Source organism: Ascidiimonas meishanensis (genome assembly GCF_037782385.1).
GTDB classification, from domain to species: Bacteria; Bacteroidota; Bacteroidia; order Flavobacteriales; family Flavobacteriaceae; genus Ascidiimonas; species Ascidiimonas meishanensis.
Window position 1 is genome coordinate 165,104 of sequence record NZ_JBBEXD010000003.1, and the last position, 24,604, is coordinate 189,707.

A 24,604-nucleotide genomic window follows, 5' to 3' on the forward strand; every position below is an offset into this window, starting at 1 on the left:
TATGAAAAAAGTAATTTTGTTTTTAACTACGATGATTTTAATCATTGCTTGTAAAGACGAAAAGAAGCCTGAGAAAGTGGTTGTTGAAGAGCCTAAGGTTGAGGTAGAAGAACCAATAGAGTTTGGTTTTAATCTAAATGAATACGATGTACAAAAGGATACTGTAAAATCTGGAGATAGTTTTGGTGAAATTTTGTTAGGACATAGTGTGGGTTATCCCAAAATTGCAGAAATTACAGATCTTGTTAAAGATACTTTTGATGTTCGTAAAATAAGAGCTGGTAAAACGTATACGTTGCTTAAATCAAAAGACACTGCAGGACAGGCACAGGTTTTTATATACAAACATGATAATATCAACTACACTATTGTTGATTTTAGGGATTCAATCATACAAGCATATAATCACAAAAAACCAGTAACTTACATAGAAAGAGAAGCGTCTGGAACTATAACAACAACGCTTTCAGAAGCTATTCTAGAGCAGGGAATAGATTATAACGTCATTAATGATCTTTCAAGCATTTATGCATGGACAGTTGATTTTTTTAAATTACAAAAGGGAGATAAGTTTAAAGTAATATACAAAGAGCGTTTTATAGAAGATACTATCTATGCGGGTGCCGAAAATATAGAAGCTGCATATTTTGAACATAATGGAAGACCCTTTTATGCCTTTTTATTTGAGACAGATAGTGTTAAAGGAACTGTTGATTATTATGATGATGAGGCAAATACACTAAGAAGAGCCTTCTTAAAAGCACCGCTTAAATTTAGTAGAATTTCCTCAAGATTTTCACCAAGGCGTTTTCATCCGGTTCAGAAAAGATGGAAGGCCCACAAAGGCACAGATTATGCTGCACCAAGAGGAACACCTATTATGGCTACGGCAAATGGGTATATTACAAAATCAGGATACACAGGTGGTAATGGAAATTATGTAAAAATCCGGCATAATAGCACCTATGAAACGCAATACCTGCATATGACCAAAAGAGCAGTGCGCGCGGGTCAATTTGTTAAGCAAGGAGATATTATAGGGTATGTTGGAAGTACAGGTCTTGCAACTGGCCCCCATGTTTGTTACAGATTCTGGAAGAATGGAAGACAGGTAGATCCGTATCGTCAAGACCTTCCAGCAGCAGAGCCTATTAAACCAGAGCTTAAAGAAACTTATTTAAAATTTATTGCACCTAAAATAGAGCAAATAGATTGCATTCCTCTCTACGAAGCTCAGGAAGAGTTCGTAACCGACTTAAATTAGAAATATGTCATTAAAAAACATAAATCCAACGAGCACAAACTCTTGGAAGAAACTCCACAAACATTATTTAGAGACAAAAGATCTACATGTAAAGAATCTTTTTGAAAAAGATTTAGAAAGAGCTAATCATCTTACCATTAAATGGGAAGATTTTTATGTAGACTACTCAAAGAATAGAATTACCAATGAAACGATGAAATTACTTTTTTCATTGGCAGAGGAAGTTGAACTAAAAGATGCCATAGAAAAATACTTTTCTGGAGACCTTATTAATAAAACAGAAAATAGAGCGGTTTTGCATACTGCATTAAGAGCAAATGTTTCAGACAAAGTTAAGGTAGACAATGAGAATGTTATACCTGAGGTTTTTGAAGTAAAAGAACATATCAAAAGGTTTACGAATGCTATTGTGTCTGGAGAAAATAAAGGATATACAGGTAAAAATTTCACAGATGTTGTAAATATAGGTATTGGAGGTTCAGATTTGGGCCCGGCAATGGTAACAGAGGCGCTTCAGTTTTATAAAAATCATTTGAACTTACATTTTATAAGTAACGTAGATGGAGATCATGTACTGGAAACGCTTAGAAACTTAAATCCAGAAACTACTTTATTTGTAATTGTATCAAAAACTTTTACAACTCAAGAAACTTTAAGTAATGCCACTACTGTAAAAAAGTGGTTTTTGAAAACCGCAAGTCAGGCAGATGTTGCCAGGCACTTTGTAGCGGTTTCAACAAATCTTGAGAAAATAGCGGAGTTTGGTATAGCAGACGAAAATGTATTTCCTATGTGGGATTGGGTTGGCGGTAGATTTTCCCTATGGAGTGCAGTAGGTCTTTCTATAAGTCTTGCGGTAGGTTTTGATAATTTTGATAAATTATTAAAAGGGGCCAATAAAATGGATGTACATTTTAGAACCACTCCTTTTGAGAAAAATATTCCCGTTACATTAGCGCTGTTAAGCGTATGGTACAATAATTTTTATAAAGCCGAAAGTCACGCAATTATTCCATATACTCAATATTTAAATAGGTTTTCTGCTTATTTGCAACAAGGTATAATGGAAAGTAATGGTAAATCTGTAGATCGCATTGGAAATAGAGTAGATTATCAAACTGGAACTATTATTTGGGGAGAACCGGGTACAAATTCGCAGCATGCATTTTTTCAACTAATTCATCAAGGAACAAAGTTAATCCCTACAGATTTTATAGGGTATGTGCATCCTCTTCATGGAGAAAAATCACATCATCAAAAGTTGATGGCAAACTTTTTTGCCCAGACGGAAGCCTTATTGAATGGTAAAAGCGAAAATCAAGTACGTGCAGAGCTATCGGAAAAAGGAATGCAGAACGATGCTATTGCTAAATTATTGCCCTTTAAAATATTTAAAGGTAACCAACCTACCAATACTATTCTTATTAATAAGCTTACACCAGAGAGTCTAGGAGCTCTTATTTCTATGTACGAACACAAGATCTTTGTGGAAGGTGTTATTTGGAATATTTATAGTTTTGATCAATGGGGTGTAGAACTGGGAAAAGAATTGGCAACTACTATTTTAAAAGACATCCAAGGTGCTAAAATTGTCAATCACGACAATTCGACGTTAAATCTTTTGGAATACTTCAAAGAACAATATAAATAATTAATAATATACTATTTTATTAGTTAATCAACTGTGAAACAATGTTATAAGTTTCACAGTTTTTTGGTTTTTTTGTTAAAATATTTAACATTAATTTAATATTCAATCATGCAAATAATCTCAATTTTGCAGCACAAACAAATTTAACTTTCATATGAAAACAATTTACAATTGGTTTTTAACGGTTGCAGTTGCACTTATTGCTACTACAGCGTTTTCACAAGGGGTAACAACATCTTCTCTAGGTGGTAAGGTTACCGACAATGCTGGTGAGCCTCTTCCAGGAGCAAATGTAGTAGCCATTCACCTTCCTTCAGGTACTACCTATGGTGCGGTGACTGATTTTGATGGGTTTTATAGAATTTCTAACATGCGTGTTGGAGGTCCTTATAAAGTAACCATAAGCTACATTGGATTTACTGAGTTTGTTAGAGATAATGAATTTCTTCAGTTAGGTCAAGGTTCAAGAATTAGTACTTCGTTATCTGAATCTGCTACAGCTTTAGATGAAATTGTAGTAACAGCTCAAAGTACTGGGGTATTTAACTCTAATAGAACTGGAGCTGAAACAAACATTAGCCAAAGAGATATTCAAACATTACCTCAGGCTTCAAGATCTATTGCAGATTTTGTAAGGGTAACACCTCAGGTGCAGCTTTCTGAAGGAGATGATGGATTCTCTATTTCCATTGCAGGACAAAATAATCGTTACAACGCTATCTATATTGATGGTGCCGTAAATAATGATGTATTTGGTTTGTCAGGATCAGGAACTAATGGTGGACAAACCGGTGTAAGTCCGTTTTCTGTTGATGCAATTCAATCTTTTCAGGTGCAATTAGCTCCATTTGATGTTAAAATTGCAGGATTTGCAGGGGGTGCTATTAGTGCGATTACTCGCTCAGGTACCAACAAATGGGAAGGGTCTGCATATTATTTCCTAAGAAATGAAAGCTTAGCAGGTAAAACACCTCCAGATTTAGTAGGTGATGGTGAGGAAAGAGAAAAGTTAGATGAGTTTTCATCAAAGACTTTTGGTGTTAGAATTGGAGGGCCAATTATTAAAGATAAGTTGTTTGTTTTCTTTAATTATGAGAATGAAAATAATGAGACTCCACAACCATTCAACTTTAGTAACTATCGTGGTTCTAGTAGAGCAGATATTGATAACCTGGTAAATTTTGTAAGCAATACCTATGGTTATGATATGGGTGGTTTTGAAAATAATACCCGTACTTTAGAAAGTGATAAGTTTACTGCTAAAGTGGATTGGAATATTAACGATAAGAATAAAATTATTTGGAGTACACGTTTGGTACAAGCAGATAACTTAGAATCAAGAAGTTCTTCTAATAGCTTTCTTGGTTTCAGCAATGGTTCTGAATCTTTCAAATCTGAAACAATTTCTTCTTCTTTAGAGTGGAACTATCAAGGAAATAATATAGCCAACAGTCTTATTGTTGGTTATACGAATGTAAGTGACGACAGAGATCCATTAGGAGATCCTTTCCCAACTGTATTTATTGATGATAATGATGGAGGTCTTCAGTTTGGTGCAGAGCGTTTCTCTACAGCGAATTTATTAGATCAAGAAATACTTACTATTACCAATAATTTTGAGATTTATAGTGGTGCTCATACAATAACAATAGGTACACACAATGAGTTTTCAAGTGTTAAAAACCTATTCCTTGCATCCAACTTTGGCTACTATCAGTACAATACCATTGCAGATTTCATCAATGGGGTAGCTGCCAGAGATTATGAGAAAGGATATTCTTTAGTAGGGGGTACTGCTGTAGGTGATGAATCTACAGGTGCATCAGAATTTGATGTTAACCAGTATGGTGTGTATTTTCAAGATGCAGTGCAGTTTTCAGATAATTTTAAAGTAACTGCTGGTGTACGTTTTGACCTTCCAGTTTGGGCAGATGGGCCTAATAATGATGATTTTAATGACAGAACAGTACCCATTTTACAAGCTGCAGGAAAACAGTTAAGAGGTGCTAGAGTTGGTAAACCAGTAAGTTCTATTCTTCATGTTTCTCCAAGAGTTGGATTCAACTGGGATGTTAATGGAGATAAAAGCACCCAAATTCGTGGTGGTTTCGGAGTATTTACTTCAAGACTTCCTTTAGTATGGCCGGGGGCTACTTACAACAATAATGGTGTTACTGGAGGATTTAGTGATGAGGGTGATTTTAGTGATCCAATCTTCTTTAATCCTGATGTAAACAACCAACCAGTTCATATTCAGCCAGGTTCTGGAGCAACAGGAGGAAACATAGATCTATTTGCTTCAGGATTTAAATTGCCACAGCGTTTTAGAACCAATATTGCAGTAGATCAAAAACTTCCTTTCTGGGGCTTAGTAGCTAGCGCAGATTTCATCTATAACGAAAACATTCAGGATATTTACTACGAGAACCTTAATATAGGTGGCCCAGTGGGTAATTTGAATGGAGCAGATAACAGACCTTTCTATTCTAGAAGCAGAATTGATCCTACCTATGGAGGTGTATATCTTGCTTATAATAACGGTGGTGGTAACTCTTGGAATGGTGCTTTAACTATAAGAAAGCCAATTGAAAATGGTTTCCAGGGTCAAATTACATACTCTTATGGAGAATCAAGAAATATCTTTGATGGTACTTCCTCTCAAAACAGTTCTCAATGGAGAAACCAACAAACCGTTAATGGTAAGAACTCTGCACTACCTGTTACAAGATCAGACTTCTCACAAGGGCACAGATTTGTGAGTAATATGTCTTACCAGATAGATTGGAATAAAAACCTTAAAACCACTATTGGTTTATTCTATGAAGGTGCACAAGGAAGCCCTCACTCATTTATTTATGGAGAGAGAAGAGATTTATTAGGGGATGATTCTCGTGATAATGCACTTATCTATATACCTGCTGACCAAAGTGAGATTACTCTTCAAGACAGCAATAGTAGTGGTAGTACAGATGATGAGTGGCAACTACTAGATAACTTCATTAGTAATAATGATTATTTAAGTGAAAGAAGAGGTAAATATGCAGAACGTAATGGAGCTAGAGGTCCTTGGAGTCATATAGTAGATCTTAGATTAGCACAAGATTTCGCACTTAACTTTGGTAGCACTAAGCATGCTTTTCAATTTACAGTAGATGTATTCAACTTCACAAACTTGATTAACAAGGATTGGGGTAAGCGTAAATTTATTCCAAGTGAGGTTTCTATACTTCAAACAGAGGTTGCTGGTCCAGATCCTGTCTTCAGTGTAAGAACAAATACTATAGAGCAAGGTCTTGAATTATTAGACGACTCTGGTATAGCTAGTTCAAGATGGCAAATGCAAATAGGTATTAGATATCTATTTAACTAGATACTAAAAATTATATATTTATTCATGAAAGACCGTCTGAAAGGACGGTCTTTTTTAGTTATCGGTATTCTTAGAAAGGATTTGAAAGTAGTTTTCTATACATAATATTAGATTATTGAGTTATATTGGTTAAAATTTTTCATTGCATGAAACAGCTTCTTTTTCTTCTTCTTTTTTCTAGCCTTTATTTGAATGCCCAAAATACCAATAGCTATGAAATATCATTTGAAAATGCCGTTCATCATGAGGCAAAAGTTCAAATAGAATTCCGTAATCTAAAGTCAGATACCATTTTTCTTAGAATGAGTAGAACTTCTCCTGGCAGATATGCATTACATGAGTTTGCCAAAAATGTATATGATGTAAAAGTCTACGATAGCAAGGGAAATTCATTGAAAGTAGAAAGACCAGATCCCTATCAATGGAAAATTGTAGGGCATGATGGTATTATCAGAGTGTCTTATATTCTCTATGCTAACCATGGTGACGGCACCTATTCACAGATAGATGAGACCCATGCGCATTTGAATATGCCTGCCACATTTATGTATATTCCAGAATTGAGACAAAGACCCATACAAATTGAATTCAAAATAAGAGAAGACCTAAACTGGAAAGTAGCTACACAACTAAAGCCTCTGGAAGATGGTACTTATTTTGCACCTAATCTGGATTATTTTATGGATAGCCCCACTGAGATTAGTGACCATGAGATACGCTCATTTACGGAGAACTCCAATAATGAAGGGTACCAGATTAATTTTGTATTACATCATAATGGTGCCAAAAAAGAATTGGACACCTATTTTGAAAAAGTAAAATCTATCGTAAAACAAGAAAAAGCAGTATTTGGGGAGCTTCCAGATTTTGATTATGGGAGTTATTATTTTCTTGCATGTTACCTTCCAAATGTTGATGGAGATGGTATGGAACATCGTAACTCTACTATATTAACCAGCACCCTAGGTTTAAGTGAAGGCGGCATGGAGAGAAATATTGGAACGGTTTCTCACGAATTCTTTCATGCTTGGAATGTAGAGCGTATAAGACCCAAATCATTAGAACCTTTTGATTACGAAGCTGTTAATATGAGCGGAGCGCTTTGGTTTGCGGAAGGATTTACTAGTTATTATACAGCGCTGATCCTTTGTAGAGCTGGAATTATTTCATCAAACGCTTATATTGAAGGTCTTTCCCGTACTTTTAATTACGTATGGAACTCACCCGCAAGAAACTTTTTTAACCCAATTGAAATGAGCTATCAGGCCCCTTTTGTAGACGCTGCAACATCAGTAGACGATACCAACCGGGATAATACATTTATCTCCTATTATTCTTATGGGAGCATGCTTGGTTTGGCATTAGACCTTTCACTAAGAGATCTGGAGAAAAGCCTCACTATAGATGGTTATATGAAATTAGTATGGAACAAATATGGAAAACAGGAGATTGGCTACACTATAAAAGATTTACAGAATACCTTAAACGAATATGCAGGAAGTGAGTTTGGCAATCACTTCTTTGAAAGCTATATCTTTCAAAGTAATATGCCAGACTATACAAATCTCTTTCAAAGTGTTGGGGTAGTCTTAACAATGAATAATACTCCTTTTTGGGGATTTGAAGTGGCAGATGTGGAGGAAGAAATTATGATTTCTCAAAACACAAAAATAAATACTCCTGCCTATAAAGCGGGCCTTGAAAAAGGCGATATTGTACTAGGCATTAATGAAACTTTTGTAGAGAACTCAGCTGCGTTAGCAATGCTTTTAGATTCTTATAAGGTGGGGGATACTATTTCAGTTAACTTTATAAGAAATGGCACAAAACGCGCTGTAAAACTTCAATTAGCTCAGAATCCTGCTTACCAGATATATTCAATAGAAAAAGAAGGTAAAACCTTAACAAGGCAACAGCAAGAAGCCAGAGCTGCTTGGTTAGATGCAAAATAAAGTTGGTATGCAAAAGACACCTTCCGTTTGCTATAAATGCGTTTCTATTGCTGACGAGATTCAGCAAATTCTAGATCTTCAAAATGAGAATCATTTTTCATCTGTTTCTTCAAAAGATAAAGAAGAAGAAGGTTTTTTAACTGTACGGCATGATTATAGGTTGTTGGACGATATGAATAAATCTTGTCCACATATTATTGCAGTTACAAAAGAAAAGGTCATTGGATATGCACTTTCCATGCTTCCATCTTTTGGTAATCAAATTCCAATTTTACAGCCAATGTTTAATCAATTAACTTCCTTACTTCCAGACTATAAGATGGAGGTTGCTGATTTTGTGATTATGGGACAAATATGTATCGCAAAGGAATATAGGAAACAGGGTGTTTTTAGGGGATTATATAATCGTATGATTGAAGAATTAAATGGAAATTACCTCGGACTTATTACAGAGGTTAATATGAAAAATACGCGTTCACTTAATGCACATTATGCAGTAGGGTTTAAAACTCTTTTAAAACATCATGCTAACGGTCAAGATTGGAATCTGATTTGGATGCGGTTTTAGTAGTATTTATCCATTTGTGATTGTTGGCATTAGTAGCATCCAGTAAATCAAGCTCTAGTTTTCTAGCAATGTCTTTTGCAGTTTTAATTGCCAACTCTTTAGAATTCTGACGTATCACTCTAATTTTTTTATTAGTGTTGTACCAAACATTAATATCAATAGATGAACTGCCATTTGATAAAGGTTGTTTAAAAACAGAAACATAGTTAAAATCATTAATTGAGATCCACTTTCCATATTTTATAAACCCTAGAACATATGCAATTTTAAATTGTTTTTGAGAAATGTCAAAATGTATAAGCTTATTCATGGAGAAAGCAGTACCAAATACAATAAGTGTAGCTGCGGGGGCAAGCATTTGTAGATGCTGATTTAATTGTTTGCCTTTAAGGTCTGCATGCAGGTTTGATACAAAAACATAGAAAATATAAAAGGCTACGGTAAAACATAAAGATGCGATAAGCAATTGCCATATCGGGCGTCTCCCTGCCAATGTTATTACTTTTGAACCTTTCATTAGTCAATAATAAAAAAAGTATCAGAATTTTCCAGCACTTTTTCTGTATTTTTATAAGAGTAATTATTTTAATCTGCTGCAATAATCAACTTGTTATCTTACGATCTACTATTTTTTTAAAGAGGGGTATGTTTTTACAAAGCATCAAGGTCGTTTCAAAGTTTAAATTCGGATAAGATTTGCTTTCAGACGCCAAAGAAAAGTGTAGCATTTGATAAAATCTAATATGCTCAGATCTAACCGCTGCAACTATAGCACTTGCACATATTCGGTCCGCCTCTTTAATAACATTCTTATATAAATGAAACCTCGCTTCTATACCTCCCCTTTTTTGAAAGTTGGGAGCGATAACAAACTTGTTGGCTTCTATTAACGGGGTATCGTAACCCACATGATTACCTATTTCTTTCTCAAATATTTGCATAGCGGGTAAAGGAATGTTTCCCCCAGGTATGGTTGTGCATGCTCGAATGGATCCTATTAATTCATTTCCATAATAAGTAAGGAATCAGCTATTGTGAGGCATAGAGTCATATGAATCCATAAATTTGCTAGACTCGTTTTCTTCAATATACCCTTTTGCCTTATAGCTTTGATATCTCAGCTTAAATACTTGGTCAAGTAAGTGTTTTTTTGTGGCTCGTATGCTATGATATTTTTTCAAAAATGGTTTGGCTTTCTTTGGAGGTTGTATTTAGCTTTAAATCTGGTGGGGAAATGTAAGGATGAGATTTATTGGTCAGAAATATGTTTAAAAAAAAGTGCCGGAATTTTCCAGCACTTTTTATATATTTTAATAAGAGTAGTTGTTTTAATCTGCTAAAATAATCACCTTATTATCTTTCATTTCAATAGTTCCGCTTTGAATAGCAAGTAGGGTAAGATTTGCATCTACTTGTTGAAACTTAGCAGCAATATCTTTTTTCAAAGAAATAGCTCCGTATATTTTCACGTTTCCAGCGCCTAAAAGTGATACAATGGGAGCGTGATTATTTAACATTTGAAATTCTCCATTAATGCCAGGCACTGCTACTGATTGTACTTCTCCGCTAAAAAGTGTTGCTTCTGGTGTTACTATTTCTAACTGCATATTCAAAAGATTTAAAAGAATATTCTTATTAGGCTTCTGCTAACATTTTCTCTCCGGCTTCTATTGCCTCTTCAATAGTTCCTTTAAGGTTAAACGCTGCTTCTGGAAGGTGATCTAATTCACCATCCATAATCATATTAAATCCTTTAATAGTATCTTTAATATCTACTAAAACTCCTGGAATACCTGTAAACTGCTCAGCTACATGAAAAGGCTGTGACAAGAAACGTTGTACACGTCTAGCGCGGCTCACAGCAAGCTTATCTTCTTCAGACAGTTCTTCCATACCAAGAATGGCAATAATATCCTGTAGTTCTTTATATCGTTGTAAAAGTTCTTTTACGTTTTGAGCACACTCATAATGTTCTTTACCTAAAATCTCGGCTGAAAGAATTCTAGATGTAGAATCTAATGGATCTACCGCTGGGTAGATACCTAATTCTGCAATTTTACGAGAAAGTACGGTGGTCGCATCAAGGTGGGCAAAAGTAGTTGCAGGAGCCGGGTCAGTTAAATCATCCGCAGGTACATAAACCGCTTGAACAGAAGTAATAGAACCATTTTTAGTAGAAGTAATTCTTTCCTGCATGGTTCCCATTTCTGTGGCAAGCGTAGGCTGATAACCTACCGCCGATGGCATACGACCAAGAAGTGCAGATACTTCTGAACCTGCTTGGGTAAAACGGAATATATTATCTACAAAGAAAAGTACATCTTTGCCTTGTCCATCTCCTGCTCCATCACGAAAATATTCTGCAATGGTCAATCCTGAAAGTGCTACACGTGCTCTTGCTCCAGGAGGTTCATTCATCTGTCCAAATACAAAAGTAGCTTTAGACTCTTTCATAGCCTTTTTATCTACTTTTGAAAGATCCCATCCACCTTCTTCCATAGAATGCATAAAATCGTCTCCATATTTAATAATACCAGATTCAAGCATTTCTCTCAAAAGATCATTTCCTTCACGGGTACGTTCTCCTACACCAGCAAAAACAGACAAACCACCATGTCCTTTAGCAATATTATTAATAAGCTCTTGAATCAATACTGTTTTACCTACACCAGCACCTCCAAAAAGACCAATTTTACCTCCTTTGGCGTAAGGCTCAATAAGATCAATTACTTTAATACCTGTAAATAATACTTCGGTAGAAGTTGATAAATCTTCAAATTTAGGAGCTTCTCGGTGAATTGGTAATCCATCTTTCCCAGATTTTGGAAGGTCTCCAAGACCATCAATAGCATCTCCAATTACGTTAAATAGCCTCCCGTAAACATCTTCGCCAATAGGCATCTGAATTGGATTGCCAGTAGAAAGCACTTCTACACCCCTACTTAAACCATCCGTAGAATCCATAGAAATAGTTCTTACGGTATCTTCTCCAATATGGGATTGTACTTCAAGAATTAGCTTGGTGCCATCTGCATTAATAATTTCAAGGGAATCGTAAATTCTAGGAAGATCTTCACTGGAAGTAAAAACAACATCTACTACCGGACCTATAATTTGAGCAACTTTACCTGTAACTTTTGACATTACTTAAGTATTTAATTTTTAGCTTAATGAATGCTTAAAAATGTATTCGTTCAGAGTACCTGATACGCTTCTTTTTAGCGGTGCAAAGATATGTTTTTATCTTTAATTTTAAAGTTCTTTTTTCTTTTTTTTGTGAATAAAAAAGACCTCTGGAAGTCAAAGCTTTCAGAGGTCTAATATGCGTTTTATGTTTATTTAGCTATTGCAGTGTTACGGGATAGACTGTATTGTAATCTCCTGCTTTTACAGCTGGTAAATTAGATCCGTAGGTGGTGTTAATAGCGTCCATAAATTGGTTGGCTATAAATGCATAGCCTCTGGCTGTAGGGTGTACACCGTCTAAAGAGAAAGCGTTTCCAAAAACCAAACTTCCATTTAGATTGAATTCGTCAAAAGTGATACCGGTAGTGCCAATGGCCTTAAGAAGTGCATTTGCATCTACAAAAGCAAGTCCAGCTGCATCTGCTTGACTTTTAATAATTACATTATAGGCGTCTATGGCAGTTGTTACTGCAATCTGCTCAGAAAGAAGTAAAACATTTTGATCTTCTAAAGGATATGTTACACCAATAGTATTAAAGGGTGCAGGGATACCTGGTTGTGTACCTCCAATAATTGAAGAGGTTGGTAAGGTAATTAAATCTGTAGCTGTTGCATGGCGAGCACGACCGTATAATGCACCCATAAGTTCTGCCTGCTCTTGAGGTACACCATTTTGTTGTAAAGCACCACTTATTTGTTGTCCGTAGTCAAATAAGGTTTTATCTGTAATAAGCAAAGGATTAGGCTCAGATGAGCTTAACAGCATTAAACGATCTCCTTCTCCTAATTGGGTTAATATACCCATTACAGGCCCTAGTAACTGTGCATTTAATTGTCCTGCTGTGGCAGCATCTACAGGTACCGGATTGAAGGGAACGGTGGTGAAATAAGGTATAGTGCTTACGTCTGGTACATTCGCTACTACTCCGCCAGCACCATTTGCTGTAAGTGCCGTAATATAACCGGCATAAATCTGACCAAACACTCCGGGATCTGTAATATCATTAGACCCATATGCAGCTACATTTATATCACCAGTTCTGTCTACTCCAGTTCCTCCGGCAGTAGCATATCCTAGCACATCATTATTACCAGTCCATAATGAAAAGAAGCTTGGGTTTTGTGCAAGGGCATCTGCAATAATCGTTGCATCGGGAGTAGAAGCAAACCTAACGAAATAAGGATTTGCAGTGTTTGCTAAAACCCCTGAAACATTTCCATAACCAGGTGCGCCTAGGTGATAACTCTTAGAACCAGGAACCCCCATATTATTAAAGGGACCTGTTAATACATTGAAAACATCTGTACTTGGGCTTCCTGGAAGGCGTTGCGGTCCGGCACCATTAAAAAACAATCTATTTTCTAAAATTTGCGTACCATTAATAAGAACTCCTCCAGTGTTATCTGCCATTAAAGGCTGTATAAAACTCCCGCCTCCAGCCAAGGCAAACTGCGCTGCCATAATACTGGGCATAGAATTTTGTTGTCCGGCTATAAAAAGCGCTCCATCTGTGTAACCAGCTGTTAAAGAATTACCTATGGCAATAAAATTTGAGAAATCTGCTGTACCAGCAGTTATAGGCTCTTCCATAATGGTATCTGTACCATCATCATCAGATTCGCAGGCTATCATCCCAAAAAAAGCGAGAAATAACCAGATATAATTTTTATTCATCTTCATGTGTTTTTGTATTGTATATCTTTAAACTGCTATTTAGTTATTGATAGTGAGTGAGATGTAAAACTGTGAACCAATACTACCTGTACCAAATGCGGTAAAATACTCATCTCCAGTAATATTAGTTGCACCAGCTTTGATAATAGACTTAAGACTTGGGATAGTATAATTAATTTGTGCATCAAGTACCGAAAAAGAAGGTACATCTCCATCAGCAAAGGTAGCTTGCCAGAAATAGCTGTCACTCCATCTATAGCTTAACTTAAAGCCAAAGTTTTCAAATAAAGCATTATTTCCAAAACTTGCTTTTACCTTGTGTTTAGCAGTATTGAAACTGGTTCTGAAATCTGGAGCAGAAGCCTGATCAAAATCTTGCTCCGTAAACGTATAATTCGCTTCCAAATCAAAATTATCAAAGATTTTAGTGCTCACTCCAATAGTGGCACCATACGATTTTACATCTGCATCAGAATTGGTATAGGTTTGATACGCTCTAAAATCCCCTTGACTCAAAGCTAATAATGACAAACTATTATCCCCAACAGTACCATAAAGTGGCACAAGAACGGTTTCGTTAGCTATAAAATTATCGTAAATATTATAATAGGTACTAAAGTCTATTATTACTTTATTGAACTGTCCGCGATACCCAATCTCAAAAGATTGTACTTCTTCTGGTTGCACCAAGCCTATGTCTGAGGCTACTGGAGCTCCCGTACTTACAGAATTTAGTGTAAAAGAATTTTCATATGCAGCTCTACCTAAGATAGTTGCTGTGGAGTTGCCTCCGTTTGCCGCCACATTGTTTACCGGAAAAGTTCTTACATCTCTATCTAAATTAGATTCTGCAGAACCTACGAGTATAGCTCTACCAGCATCAAGGCCAATAAATAAATCTTGAGTAGTAGGATTTCTAAAACCTGTTTGATAGGAAGCACGTATATTATGATTTTTCTTTTCTCCAGCTGTATATCCAAGAGACATACGTGGTGAAACATTCCCATCAAATAATTCAGATTTATCATATCTAATAGATCCCGTAAATTTTAAGCGATCTTCTAAAAATTTCTTCTGTATTTGAGTATATGCACCTATTTCAGAATAGGTAATAGGGCCATCTCCATCTGTGAAAATTGTTCCAAAGGAATTAAGGGAATATTCTCTAAATGATCCCCCAACCTGGATATCAGCAAAATTTTCTGTTAGGTAACTAAAGTTATAATTAACATCCACATGTTTTAACTGCGATGCATCCTTAAATTGAGATCCTCTTGATAAGTCTGGATCTGTGGTTACTTGATTAAATACTTGATTAAATTCTGTTGTTCCTGGTAATAATCTTCCAGTATCTGCAGTTTGACGTGCCAGTGCATGTGCCTGCTGAGGAGACGCTCCTCCCAAGGTAGATTGAATGAAGGCGCCGGCATATTCTCCAAACCAAGTATTATCATCCTTCCAAGATCTATTGATATTAATTCCGGTAAATCTCATATCGTAAGAGTCACCTGCATCTTCATCCGTAATATATCCCCTTACAAAGAAATTATCGTTCTTAAATTCTAGTTTGTGTTGCTGAAGGAAAAAATTCTTGATATTATATCTGTTAGCACCTTGATAAAGTGTAGACCCTCTACCTATTTTACCTACATAGATAATTTCAAAATCATCAGCGAATGGTCTGTAATGCAAAGCAAAATCTGCTTTAACACTTTCTGCATTATAATTAGTAAGATCTGTCTCTGCATACCCAGTACGACTCACATTTTCATCAGGTAACAAATTGGAAGCTCCGGTTGGAATAAGACCAAGGGTTTCTATTGCCTGTCCTACGGCTCTAATATTGGTACTTACTTCATCACCATAAATATTTAGTCCGTCATAATTTGGATTCTCTCTAGTAGCACCTGGATTTAAAACATCAACTTCACTAACTGCAAACCAATCTGTTCCTCTTAAATAGGAGAAGTTTGCTTTGGCAGCGAATTTGTCTGAGAATTTATGAGCAAAACGAACTCCTAAATCCCAAAACTCATTATCCCCGGCTGCTTCTTGTGAAGTTAAACCTGTCTTTGCATAAGCACTTACGCCTTGAAAGTCAAAAGGACTTTTACTACGCATAAATAAGATTCCGTTAAAGGCATTCGCTCCGTACAAGGCAGAAGATGCTCCTGGCAGCAGTTCAACACTACTAACATCCAGCTCTGTCATACCCAGTAAATTTCCAAGTACAAAATTCAAAGCGGGTGCTGCGTTATCCATTCCATCTACCAGTTGTACAAAACGGTTGTTTGCAAAAGTGGCAAAACCTCTAGTGTTTATAGATTTAAAGGTTAAACTATTGGTGTTTATGTCAACGCCCTTAAGGTTTTCAAGTCCATCATAAAAATCCACCGAAGATGTATTTTTAATTTCTCTTAAACCAAAACGTTCTACAGAGACCGGAGATTCAAAAATTCTTTCTGGAGTTCTGGAAGCAGATACTATAATTTCATCTAATTGTGTCTCTTGCTCATTTAGGGTTATGTTTAAACTTTGATTATTACGGGTAACCTCTGCTGTTGCAGAATTATACCCTAAACTTGTTATGCTAAGTGAAAAGGGAGGTACCTCAGAAGTGCTAAGGGTAAAAAGTCCATCAAAATCAGTTACAGCCCCAACTGCTTTGCCGGTAATCACTACATTAGCTCCTGGGACAGGCTGGCCATTTTGATCCACTACCTTACCGGTTATGGTTGTCTGTGCGTAGGAAAATAATCCTGTAAACAAGACAAAAGCAAATAATATTGTTCTCATCATTTTATTCGATTAGTAAATTTGATGTGACAATATACTGAAATTTACGAATCGTATAACAGGAATATCAAAAAAATATGAAAATGATAATTATTCTACGGTCACTGATTTTGCGAGGTTTCTAGGTTGGTCTACATCACACCCTCTCATTACGGCAATATGGTAAGACATTAATTGTAAGGGAATTGTAGTAACTAATGGGGTAAGGGATTCTAAGGTTTCGGGTACTTCTATTACGTAGTCTGCAATCTCTTTAATAGTTATATCACCTTCCGTTACAATCGCAATTATTTTCCCTTTTCTGGATTTTATCTCTTGAATGTTGCTTACTATCTTATCGTAATGCCCTTTTTTAGTGGCAATAACCACTACTGGCATTTGCTCGTCTATGAGGGCAATAGGGCCATGTTTCATTTCTGCAGCTGGATAACCCTCTGCATGTATATAAGAGATTTCTTTAAGTTTAAGGGCACCCTCTAGTGCTACTGGAAAATTATATCCTCTGCCCAAGTATAAGAAATTGGGAACATCTTTGAAGATAGCAGCTATAGATTTAACATGATCATCAAGGGTAAGTGCTTTTTCTATTTTATTAGGAATTGCTTCTAAGCCTGAAAGGTAGTTGTGAATTTCTGATTTTGAAAGTGTACCTTTTGCCTGAGCCAGTCTCAAAGCAATTAGTACCAATACTGTAATTTGCGTAGTGAAAGCTTTGGTAGACGCTACACCAATTTCAGGACCTGCATGTGTATATGCTCCTGAATGTGTTTCTCTAGCAATAGAAGAACCTACGACGTTGCATACACCAAAAACAAAAGCCCCTTTTTCTTTAGCGAGTTTTATAGCAGCTAGGGTATCTGCTGTTTCTCCAGACTGTGAAATGGCAATGAGTATGTCTCCTTCTCCAATAACGGGATTGCGATATCTAAATTCTGACGCATATTCCACTTCAACTGGCACTCTTGCAAGATCTTCAAAAATGTATTCTGCTACCAAGCCTGCATGCCAGGAAGTACCACAAGCAGCAATAATAATTCTTTTGGCGTTGAGGAATTTTTCAATATGGTCATCCATTCCTGCCATTTTTATAATCCCTTGATTAGCCTTAAACCTACCTCTATAGGTATCGCGAATAGCATTTGGCTGCTCAAAGATTTCTTTTAGCATAAAGTGGTCAAAACCACCCTTTTCAATTTGCTCTAAGTTTAATTTTAGTTCTTGGATGTATGGATCTACTAAGGAATCATCCTTAATTTTTCTGATTTTAATTTTTCTTCCAACGCGAAGAATCGCCATTTCTTCATCCTCCAGATAAATAGCATTATTAGTATATTCAATAAATGGTGAAGCGTCTGAAGCGATAAAGAATTCATCTTCACCTATTCCTATTGCTAGAGGACTGCCTAATCTTGCCACTACAATTTCATCCGGCTTAGATTTGTCAAAAAGTGCAATCGCATAGGCGCCAACTACCTGATTAAGGGCAATCTGCACTGCTTTTCCTAATTTTACCTTTTCATTTTTCTTTACATCCTCAATAAGATTCACCAAAACCTCTGTATCTGTGTCAGACTTAAAGGTATAACCACGTTTGGTAAGTTCTTTTTTTAAAGGCTCGTAATTTTCTATAATTCCATTATGAACAATGACAAGGTTCCCAGAATTTGAAAAATGTGGATGAGAATTTACATCATTTGGTACACCGTGGGTAGCCCAGCGGGTATGCCCCATTCCTAAACTTCCCGAAATAGGCATATTTTTCTCTGCTAAATCTACCAAGTCTTGAACCTTACCTTTTGTTTTTGATAATTGAATGGTATCATCTTTGTAGATAGCTATCCCGGCACTGTCATAACCTCTGTATTCAAGACGTTGAAGACCTTTAACAATTAATGGGTATGCTTCCCTATGGCCAATATATCCTACAATTCCACACATATTGTAATTGGTTTAAATTATGATTTAGCGATTTAGTTTTCTATCTCCGTGTAATAGATTTCTAACTTAAGCTTTTTGTCTTCATCTTCGGGTTCTGTAACAGCACTTCCAAAAAGTACGGTTCCAAAAGGATTAATAACAGAGGATTGCGGAATCCTGATATCTTCATTAGGGTTTACTGTAGCATTTGATAAAGTTGCTACATTAATATTAGAGGTTACAGAAAGTCCTAGCCTCACATTGGTTGAATCTTTTCGCACTACATTATTAATGTGTTCGGTAAGCCTGATTTTGTATCGAACACCATCGCCTTCATCATTTTTTTCAAGAATACCACCATAAGTAGTTCTAGATCTAATTGGGTTTTGATCTTGTGTTAAATCAAACTGATAATCTAACAAAGGTAAATTGTCATCAAGGTTGTACAAATAAATTCGGAAGGGTTCATTTACACCATTTACGGCATCTAAAGCTTCTCTATCAACATAAAAGATAAGATTCGCCTCATTAATCAACCAATTATTCTGTCTGATGGCCTCTAGATTTTCGGTCCCTTCATTATCAAATAATCTTATTTCTGCGATATTGCCGGCACCTCCTCTTAAAAATATTTGAGAAGCTTCTTCGGTTTCATCAACTGGAAATGGATCATTTTCAAAAATATTTACCCTGTTTCCCGTTAGGCTTAGAGAAAAAGAGTCTTCTGCAGTCTCAATTTCGTCATCTGTGGTTTCAGAAGTTCCTTGGGTAACCACTCTATCATATTCATATTGAATTTCTACGCTGGCAGAACCTAAATCAAAAAGCGCCAAAAGATCATCTGTATTGACTGTGCTAATTACCAACCCTCTTAAAAACTCCCGAAAGTTTACATTGTTGTCTAATTCAATATCACCTTCCTTATCCAAAATATTTTCTTGAAAGAACTGTGGGTCTAATTCTACACGAATTCTGGGACTTAGGCGCGCTTCTACCGTAAGAGACTCATCTACGTCTTCTGTATCTGGATCATCTTCGTTAAAGATTAATATTTCTTCTGGGTTAAGCACATAAGAATCATTGTATAAATTAGCTCCTAAAAACCCAGAGAATTGCATATTAGAAAAGTACTCCTGTGGGTTTTCAAAATTACTAGATGGATCTAAATCACGCAGGTAAAAGGTGAGCTCATCTACTTTTAAAGTAAATGGAGTCTCTCTTTCTCCGTAAATAGAGTCTATTTCAAACTTTCTGGGAAAGATATCTCTAGGGGTGTCATCATCTTCCGCATCATTAATACCATCACCGTCGGTATCTGGATTTAATGGGTCTGTTCCATTACGACTTTCTTCAATATCTGTAAGACCATCACCATCTGAGTCAGAATCTGGGTCGTCAGGAATAGTATCAAAACGATCTATCAATCCGTCTCCATCACTATCATTAAGGGCACTATTTTCTGTAAAAAATGGTAGATTTAAATATACCTTAGTTACCCGTTCATTCTCATCTATTGTTAAAGGGTCTGAGTCTGCTGCATTTTCATCTTCTTGATCTTGCCTTATTCTTCCAAATAGAGGATTCTGAGTTGAAAGAGATAATTGAGATACAATAGAAGAAGAAGCCTGTTGATAAAAATTATTGCTCAATCTACCTAACTGATATACTGGTAAACCGTCTGTTCTGGAAGCGATAACTTCCTTATTATATGCATAGGCCTCAAAAACAGCTTTATCTGTTTCAAAATTACCGCCACCTATGATATTCGTTCCAATTTCATTGAAATCATCATCACAGGAAAACACCACTCCAGCCAACATTAACACAGGTAATAACCTGAGCGCTCTTTTGCCAATTAATTTCATAAGAATCACTAAGATTTAAACTAAGACTTTACTATCGTAGAATTGAGTATACGCATCTTCAAACTCATAAATAGAAATGAAAGGTAATACTGGTTTATCCAACCCAGCAATATGCGTTCCTAATTCTTCTGGGATTTCTTCCGCAGCCAGAATAATGCCGTCAGAGTTATTCACAGCCATTTTCATAAGATTGGCATAGTCAGGAGTTTCTAAAGCCTGAATATCTTCGGTATCAATACCGTCAAATTTAATTTTATTCATCATTTCTTTATCCAAAGTACCATCAAAATCCTTGCCATAAACAGAGGTTACGATTTTACTTTCGGCAAATAAAGGTTCATCCTTGTAATATTTTTTTAGGTATAGAGGTACCAAGGCTGCCATCCATCCATGAATATGAATGATATCTGGTGACCAATTTAGTTTTTTTACGGTTTCTACGACACCTTTGGCAAAAAATATGGCTCTTTCGTCATTGTCGGGAAATAAATTTCCGTCCTCATCAGAAAAGGTAGCTTTGCGCTTGAAATACTCTTCGTTATCAATAAAATAAACTTGTATTCTTTCTTTAGGAATAGAAGCCACCTTAATAATTAGTGGCATATCCATGTCATTGACTACCAAATTCATTCCAGATAATCTAATTACCTCGTGCAGCTGATGCCGTCTTTCATTAATATTTCCAAATCTAGGCATAAAGATTCTAATCTGTCCACCACGATCATTAACCATTCGTGGACTCTCGTATGCCATTAAAGAAACCTCATTTTCGGGTAGATATGGCACCATTTCTGATGCAACAAATAACACCTTCTTATCCGTCATATAATTCAGTTTGTATTATTCACTCTTAAACTTAAAACATGCAAAATTACAAAAATAATGCCTAATTACTTTAAATTATATAAGTTTGCACGCTGTTAATTTTTCGTGAATGAAAATTATTCAACAAAAGCACATACTCAACGAAGCCTTAAAAGGCTATAGATCACAAGAACGTTCTATTGGTTTAGTCCCTACTATGGGGGCTTTACATGAAGGGCATGAATCTTTAATACGTACCTCTTTGTCTAATAATAAGGTAACGGTTGTGAGTATTTTTGTAAACCCCACTCAATTTGATAATAAAGAAGATTTAGCGAAATATCCGCGCACATTGGAAATTGATGTGAAACGAATTCATCAAATAGATCCTAATATTCTGGTATTTGCACCAAGTATTGAAGAGATTTATGAGGATGATGTAGTTTCTAAGGCTTTTGATTTTGATGGGTTGGAAAATGAAATGGAAGGTAAACACAGAAAAGGGCATTTTGATGGAGTTGGAACCATTGTAAAAAGCCTTTTTGAAATTGTACAACCAGATGTTGCCTATTTTGGTGAAAAAGATTATCAACAATTGATGATCATTAAAAAAATGGTCGCTAAACTAAAAATGCCAGTTACCGTTGTTGGATGCCCTATTTTAAGAGAAAAGAACGGCCTTGCCATGAGTTCTAGAAATGAAAGGCTCTCTAAAGATATTCGTGAAAAAGCAGCACTAATTTACCAGACCTTACTAGAGGCAAAGCAGCGTTTTGACAAAAACAGTATATTGGAAGTGTTAGAATGGGTTAAAAACCAGTTTAATACTTTTGAAGATTTTGATTTGGAGTATATAGAAATTAGCAACGCGGAGACCTTGAAACCTGCCAAATACAAATTAGAACGGCAGAAATACCGTATTTTCATAGCAGTCTATGCAGGGAATATAAGACTTATTGACAACTTAGCACTAAATTAATTAACTTTGCGCCATGCAAATAGAAGTAGTAAAATCTAAGATTCACAGGGTTACCGTTACGGGAGCCGACTTGAATTATATTGGTAGTATTACCATTGACGAGGCATTAATGGAAGCCGCTAACATTATTGAAGGAGAAAAAGTACAAATTGTAAACATTAATAATGGAGAACGACTAGAGACCTATGCTATAAAGGGTAACAAAAATAGTGGTGAAATTACACTTAACGGACCCGCAGCCCGAAAGGTGCAGCGAGGTGATGTTGTAATCATTATTTCTTATGGTATTATGGATTTTGAAACTGCCAAAGAATTTAAACCCACGTTGGTTTTTCCAAACGAAAAGGACAATTCTTTAACCTAAGCTTGAAGAAAAATATAAGTAAAATTGCAAAAATTGTACTCCCTTTATCTTTGGGAGTTTTTTTAATTTGGTACTCTTACCACAATACCTCGCCAGAAGACAGACAACAAATTTATACCTCCATTAAGAACGCGGATTATCTATGGGTATTTCTTTCTTTATTATTAGGTTTGTTAAGTCATTTATCCAGAGCTTATAGATGGCATTTTCTTTTAAAACCTTTGGGATATGAACCCCGATTTTTAAACAGCCTTATGGCAGTTTCTATAGCCTATTTTGCTAATTTAGGGATTCCAAGATCTGGAGAAATTTTGAGAGCTACCACCCTTACTACCTATGAAGGTGTTCCGTTTCAAAAAGCATTTGGAACTATTGTAGCAGAACGTATTGTAGATTTATTAATGCTTCTGCTCATCATTTTTGCAGCTTTAATTATGCAAACAGATACCATCATTAACTTCTTTATGGAAAGAGGCTTTGATTTTAAATTTCTGTTGCTTCTTGCACTCTTAGGGTTGCTAGGCTTGTTTATATTTTTCAGGTTTATCAAAATTTCTGAAAATATACTGGCAGTTAAACTAAAAGCTTTTATCAATGGACTCATTGAAGGCGCTCTGAGCATTTTTAAAATGAAAAATAAAGCGCCATTTATTTTGCATACCTTTTTTATCTGGGCTATGTATCTATTAATGTTTTGGGTGATTAAATATAGCGTGGCCGGAACAGAATCTCTTTCTTTAGACGGAATCTTCACTGCGTTTATAGCCGGAACCTTTGCTATATCTGCTACTAACGGAGGTATAGGTGTTTACCCAATCGCAGTAAGTAAAATTCTTGTACTTTACGGTATTAGTGCTACTGCCGGAGATGCTTTTGGTTGGATTATGTGGTCTGCACAGACACTTTTAGTAGTAATTATAGGGGTTTTGTCATTTCTTTTTCTCCCAATTTTTAATGCTAAAAAATAATTTTATATCTTTGGGATGGACCCAAATCTAAAATACCCATGAAATCCTACCTTTCAATGGCACTGTGTTTGTGCTTTTTTATCTCTTTTGCACAGATAAAAACCGAAACTTTTGAATCTTTCAAACTTAATGAAAGAAGACCCATCAAGATTTATGTACCCGAAAATTACTCTGAAGAAAAGAGCTATCCTCTTTTGGTAGTAATGGATGCAGAATATCTATTTGACCTCACCGTATCTAATGTGAAATTTTACAGCTATTGGCAGGAAATGCCGGAAGCCATCGTAGTTGGCATAGATCAAAATTACAACAGTATCCGTTTTGAAGATGCAGACTTTAGTGACCAGGATGGTTTGCCAAAAGAGAAAGGAAATGAGTTCTTTGAATTTATTGGTAATGAGCTAGTTCCTTACCTGCAAAGTAATTACACCATTGCAAATTTTAAAGGCATTGTAGGTCATTCTATTACCGCTAACTTTAGTAATTATTATTTGTTCAAAGAAAATCCACTTTTTGACGCTTACATTGTTTTAAGTCCGGAGCTAGCGCCTATGATGGAAAACCGCGTTCCTGAAAGATTGGCTGTATTTGAAGATAAGAAATTCTATTATCTAGCAACATCAGATAGAGATAAGAAGCAATATAAGAGTCGTATAGCAGATATGAATACGGCCATTAAAACCATAGAAAACGAAAACCTGCATTATTACTTTGATAATTTTAAAGAAGCAAGTCATCATTCCATCGCATCTTATGCCATCCCTAAGGCATTAGACCAGATTTTTAATGTGTACAAGCCTATCTCAAGAGAAGAGTATAAGAATAAAATGCTGGCATTAGAAACTCCGGTATTTGAGTACTTGACTGAAAAATATGAGACCATAGAAACACTTTTTGGTTTCAAGAAGCAGGTAAGTCTTAATGATATCATGGCAACCTATGCGGCAATCCAGAAAAAGGAAGACCTTCCATCTTTAGAAAATTTATCTAAGCTTTCTAAAAAGGAATATCCAGATACTATGCTAGGTTTCTTTTTTGAGGCAGAATACCACGAGCAAATGGGAGAGCCAAAAAAAGCACTTCGTACCTATGAAAAAGCTTTTGGAATGCCAGAAATTGATTTCTTAACCAAAGATATGATGTTAGATAGGATTGATTCTTTGAAGGCCGATTTTGGCTGGTAGTTCAATCGTAAAATTTAAGCAGGTTAATCTGGAGTAACTTTTTGAAATTGTTAAAGGCATC

The 24,604-nt window shown here is 35.8% G+C and carries 17 protein-coding genes and 1 pseudogene; 9 read left to right on the forward strand and 9 right to left on the reverse strand.

Going from position 1 to position 24,604, the window contains the following annotated elements; translation table 11 throughout:
* Position 1 precedes the first annotated feature (1 nt).
* From WBG07_RS05820 to WBG07_RS05840, 5 genes are all read left to right on the forward strand, one after another.
* Positions 2–1,264, forward strand: coding sequence for a M23 family metallopeptidase (locus WBG07_RS05820; RefSeq protein WP_340199580.1), 1,263 nt, complete (start codon positions 2–4; stop codon positions 1,262–1,264).
* A gap of 4 nt (positions 1,265–1,268) precedes the next feature.
* Entirely contained in the window at positions 1,269–2,915 is a 1,647-nt protein-coding gene (pgi, locus tag WBG07_RS05825) for a glucose-6-phosphate isomerase (RefSeq protein ID WP_340199581.1), read from the forward strand.
* Between the two features lie 154 nt (positions 2,916–3,069).
* On the forward strand, positions 3,070–6,285 hold the full coding sequence (locus WBG07_RS05830) for a TonB-dependent receptor (RefSeq protein ID WP_340199582.1): 3,216 nt from the start codon (positions 3,070–3,072) through the stop codon (positions 6,283–6,285).
* 146 nt (positions 6,286–6,431) lie between these two features.
* Complete coding sequence (locus WBG07_RS05835) at positions 6,432–8,237, forward strand: M61 family metallopeptidase (protein ID WP_340199583.1); 1,806 nt, start codon at positions 6,432–6,434, stop codon at positions 8,235–8,237.
* Positions 8,238–8,244: 7 nt separating this feature from the next.
* Positions 8,245–8,805 carry a GNAT family N-acetyltransferase gene (locus WBG07_RS05840; protein WP_340199584.1) on the forward strand — a complete coding sequence of 187 codons (561 nt, stop codon included), beginning with the start codon at positions 8,245–8,247 and terminating at the stop codon, positions 8,803–8,805.
* Here WBG07_RS05840 and WBG07_RS05845 read toward each other — a convergent pair.
* From WBG07_RS05845 to WBG07_RS05880, 9 genes and pseudogenes are all read right to left on the reverse strand, one after another.
* Positions 8,765–9,322, reverse strand: a complete 558-nt coding sequence (locus WBG07_RS05845; protein ID WP_340199585.1) for a hypothetical protein — start codon at positions 9,320–9,322, stop codon at positions 8,765–8,767. The genes WBG07_RS05840 and WBG07_RS05845 overlap by 41 nt on opposite strands.
* Before the next feature lie 85 nt (positions 9,323–9,407).
* Positions 9,408–9,986: pseudogene (locus WBG07_RS19445) on the reverse strand (N-acyl amino acid synthase FeeM domain-containing protein).
* A 147-nt stretch (positions 9,987–10,133) separates the two neighbouring features.
* Positions 10,134–10,412, reverse strand: coding sequence for a FoF1 ATP synthase subunit delta/epsilon (locus tag WBG07_RS05850; protein WP_340199586.1), 279 nt, complete (start codon positions 10,410–10,412; stop codon positions 10,134–10,136).
* A gap of 28 nt (positions 10,413–10,440) precedes the next feature.
* Positions 10,441–11,949 (reverse strand): F0F1 ATP synthase subunit beta, encoded by a 1,509-nt coding sequence (gene atpD, locus WBG07_RS05855; RefSeq protein WP_340199587.1) that lies wholly within the window; start codon positions 11,947–11,949, stop codon positions 10,441–10,443.
* Between the two features lie 199 nt (positions 11,950–12,148).
* Complete coding sequence (locus tag WBG07_RS05860; RefSeq protein WP_340199588.1) at positions 12,149–13,666, reverse strand: G-D-S-L family lipolytic protein; 1,518 nt, start codon at positions 13,664–13,666, stop codon at positions 12,149–12,151.
* Between the two features lie 39 nt (positions 13,667–13,705).
* Positions 13,706–16,462 carry a TonB-dependent receptor gene (locus WBG07_RS05865; RefSeq protein WP_340200072.1) on the reverse strand — a complete coding sequence of 919 codons (2,757 nt, stop codon included), beginning with the start codon at positions 16,460–16,462 and terminating at the stop codon, positions 13,706–13,708.
* A gap of 90 nt (positions 16,463–16,552) precedes the next feature.
* Complete coding sequence (gene glmS, locus WBG07_RS05870; protein ID WP_340199589.1) at positions 16,553–18,400, reverse strand: glutamine--fructose-6-phosphate transaminase (isomerizing); 1,848 nt, start codon at positions 18,398–18,400, stop codon at positions 16,553–16,555.
* Between the two features lie 32 nt (positions 18,401–18,432).
* On the reverse strand, positions 18,433–20,244 hold the full coding sequence (locus tag WBG07_RS05875) for a DUF4270 domain-containing protein (protein ID WP_340199590.1): 1,812 nt from the start codon (positions 20,242–20,244) through the stop codon (positions 18,433–18,435).
* A gap of 15 nt (positions 20,245–20,259) precedes the next feature.
* Positions 20,260–21,069, reverse strand: coding sequence for a glycogen/starch synthase (locus WBG07_RS05880; protein ID WP_340199591.1), 810 nt, complete (start codon positions 21,067–21,069; stop codon positions 20,260–20,262).
* 109 nt (positions 21,070–21,178) lie between these two features.
* On the opposite strand from WBG07_RS05880, the gene panC reads away from it, so the two are divergent.
* From panC to WBG07_RS05900, 4 genes are read left to right on the forward strand one after another with little or no spacing between them, the layout of a single operon-like run.
* On the forward strand, positions 21,179–22,027 hold the full coding sequence (gene panC, locus WBG07_RS05885; RefSeq protein ID WP_340199592.1) for a pantoate--beta-alanine ligase: 849 nt from the start codon (positions 21,179–21,181) through the stop codon (positions 22,025–22,027).
* A 13-nt stretch (positions 22,028–22,040) separates the two neighbouring features.
* A complete protein-coding gene (panD, locus tag WBG07_RS05890) occupies positions 22,041–22,391 on the forward strand; it encodes an aspartate 1-decarboxylase (RefSeq protein WP_340199593.1) in 351 nt (116 codons plus the stop codon).
* 2 nt (positions 22,392–22,393) lie between these two features.
* A complete protein-coding gene (locus tag WBG07_RS05895) occupies positions 22,394–23,359 on the forward strand; it encodes a lysylphosphatidylglycerol synthase transmembrane domain-containing protein (protein ID WP_340199594.1) in 966 nt (321 codons plus the stop codon).
* A gap of 38 nt (positions 23,360–23,397) precedes the next feature.
* Positions 23,398–24,543: an alpha/beta hydrolase gene (locus WBG07_RS05900; RefSeq protein WP_340199595.1), complete on the forward strand. Its 1,146-nt coding sequence runs from the start codon at positions 23,398–23,400 to the stop codon at positions 24,541–24,543.
* Positions 24,544–24,604: the final 61 nt, after the last annotated feature.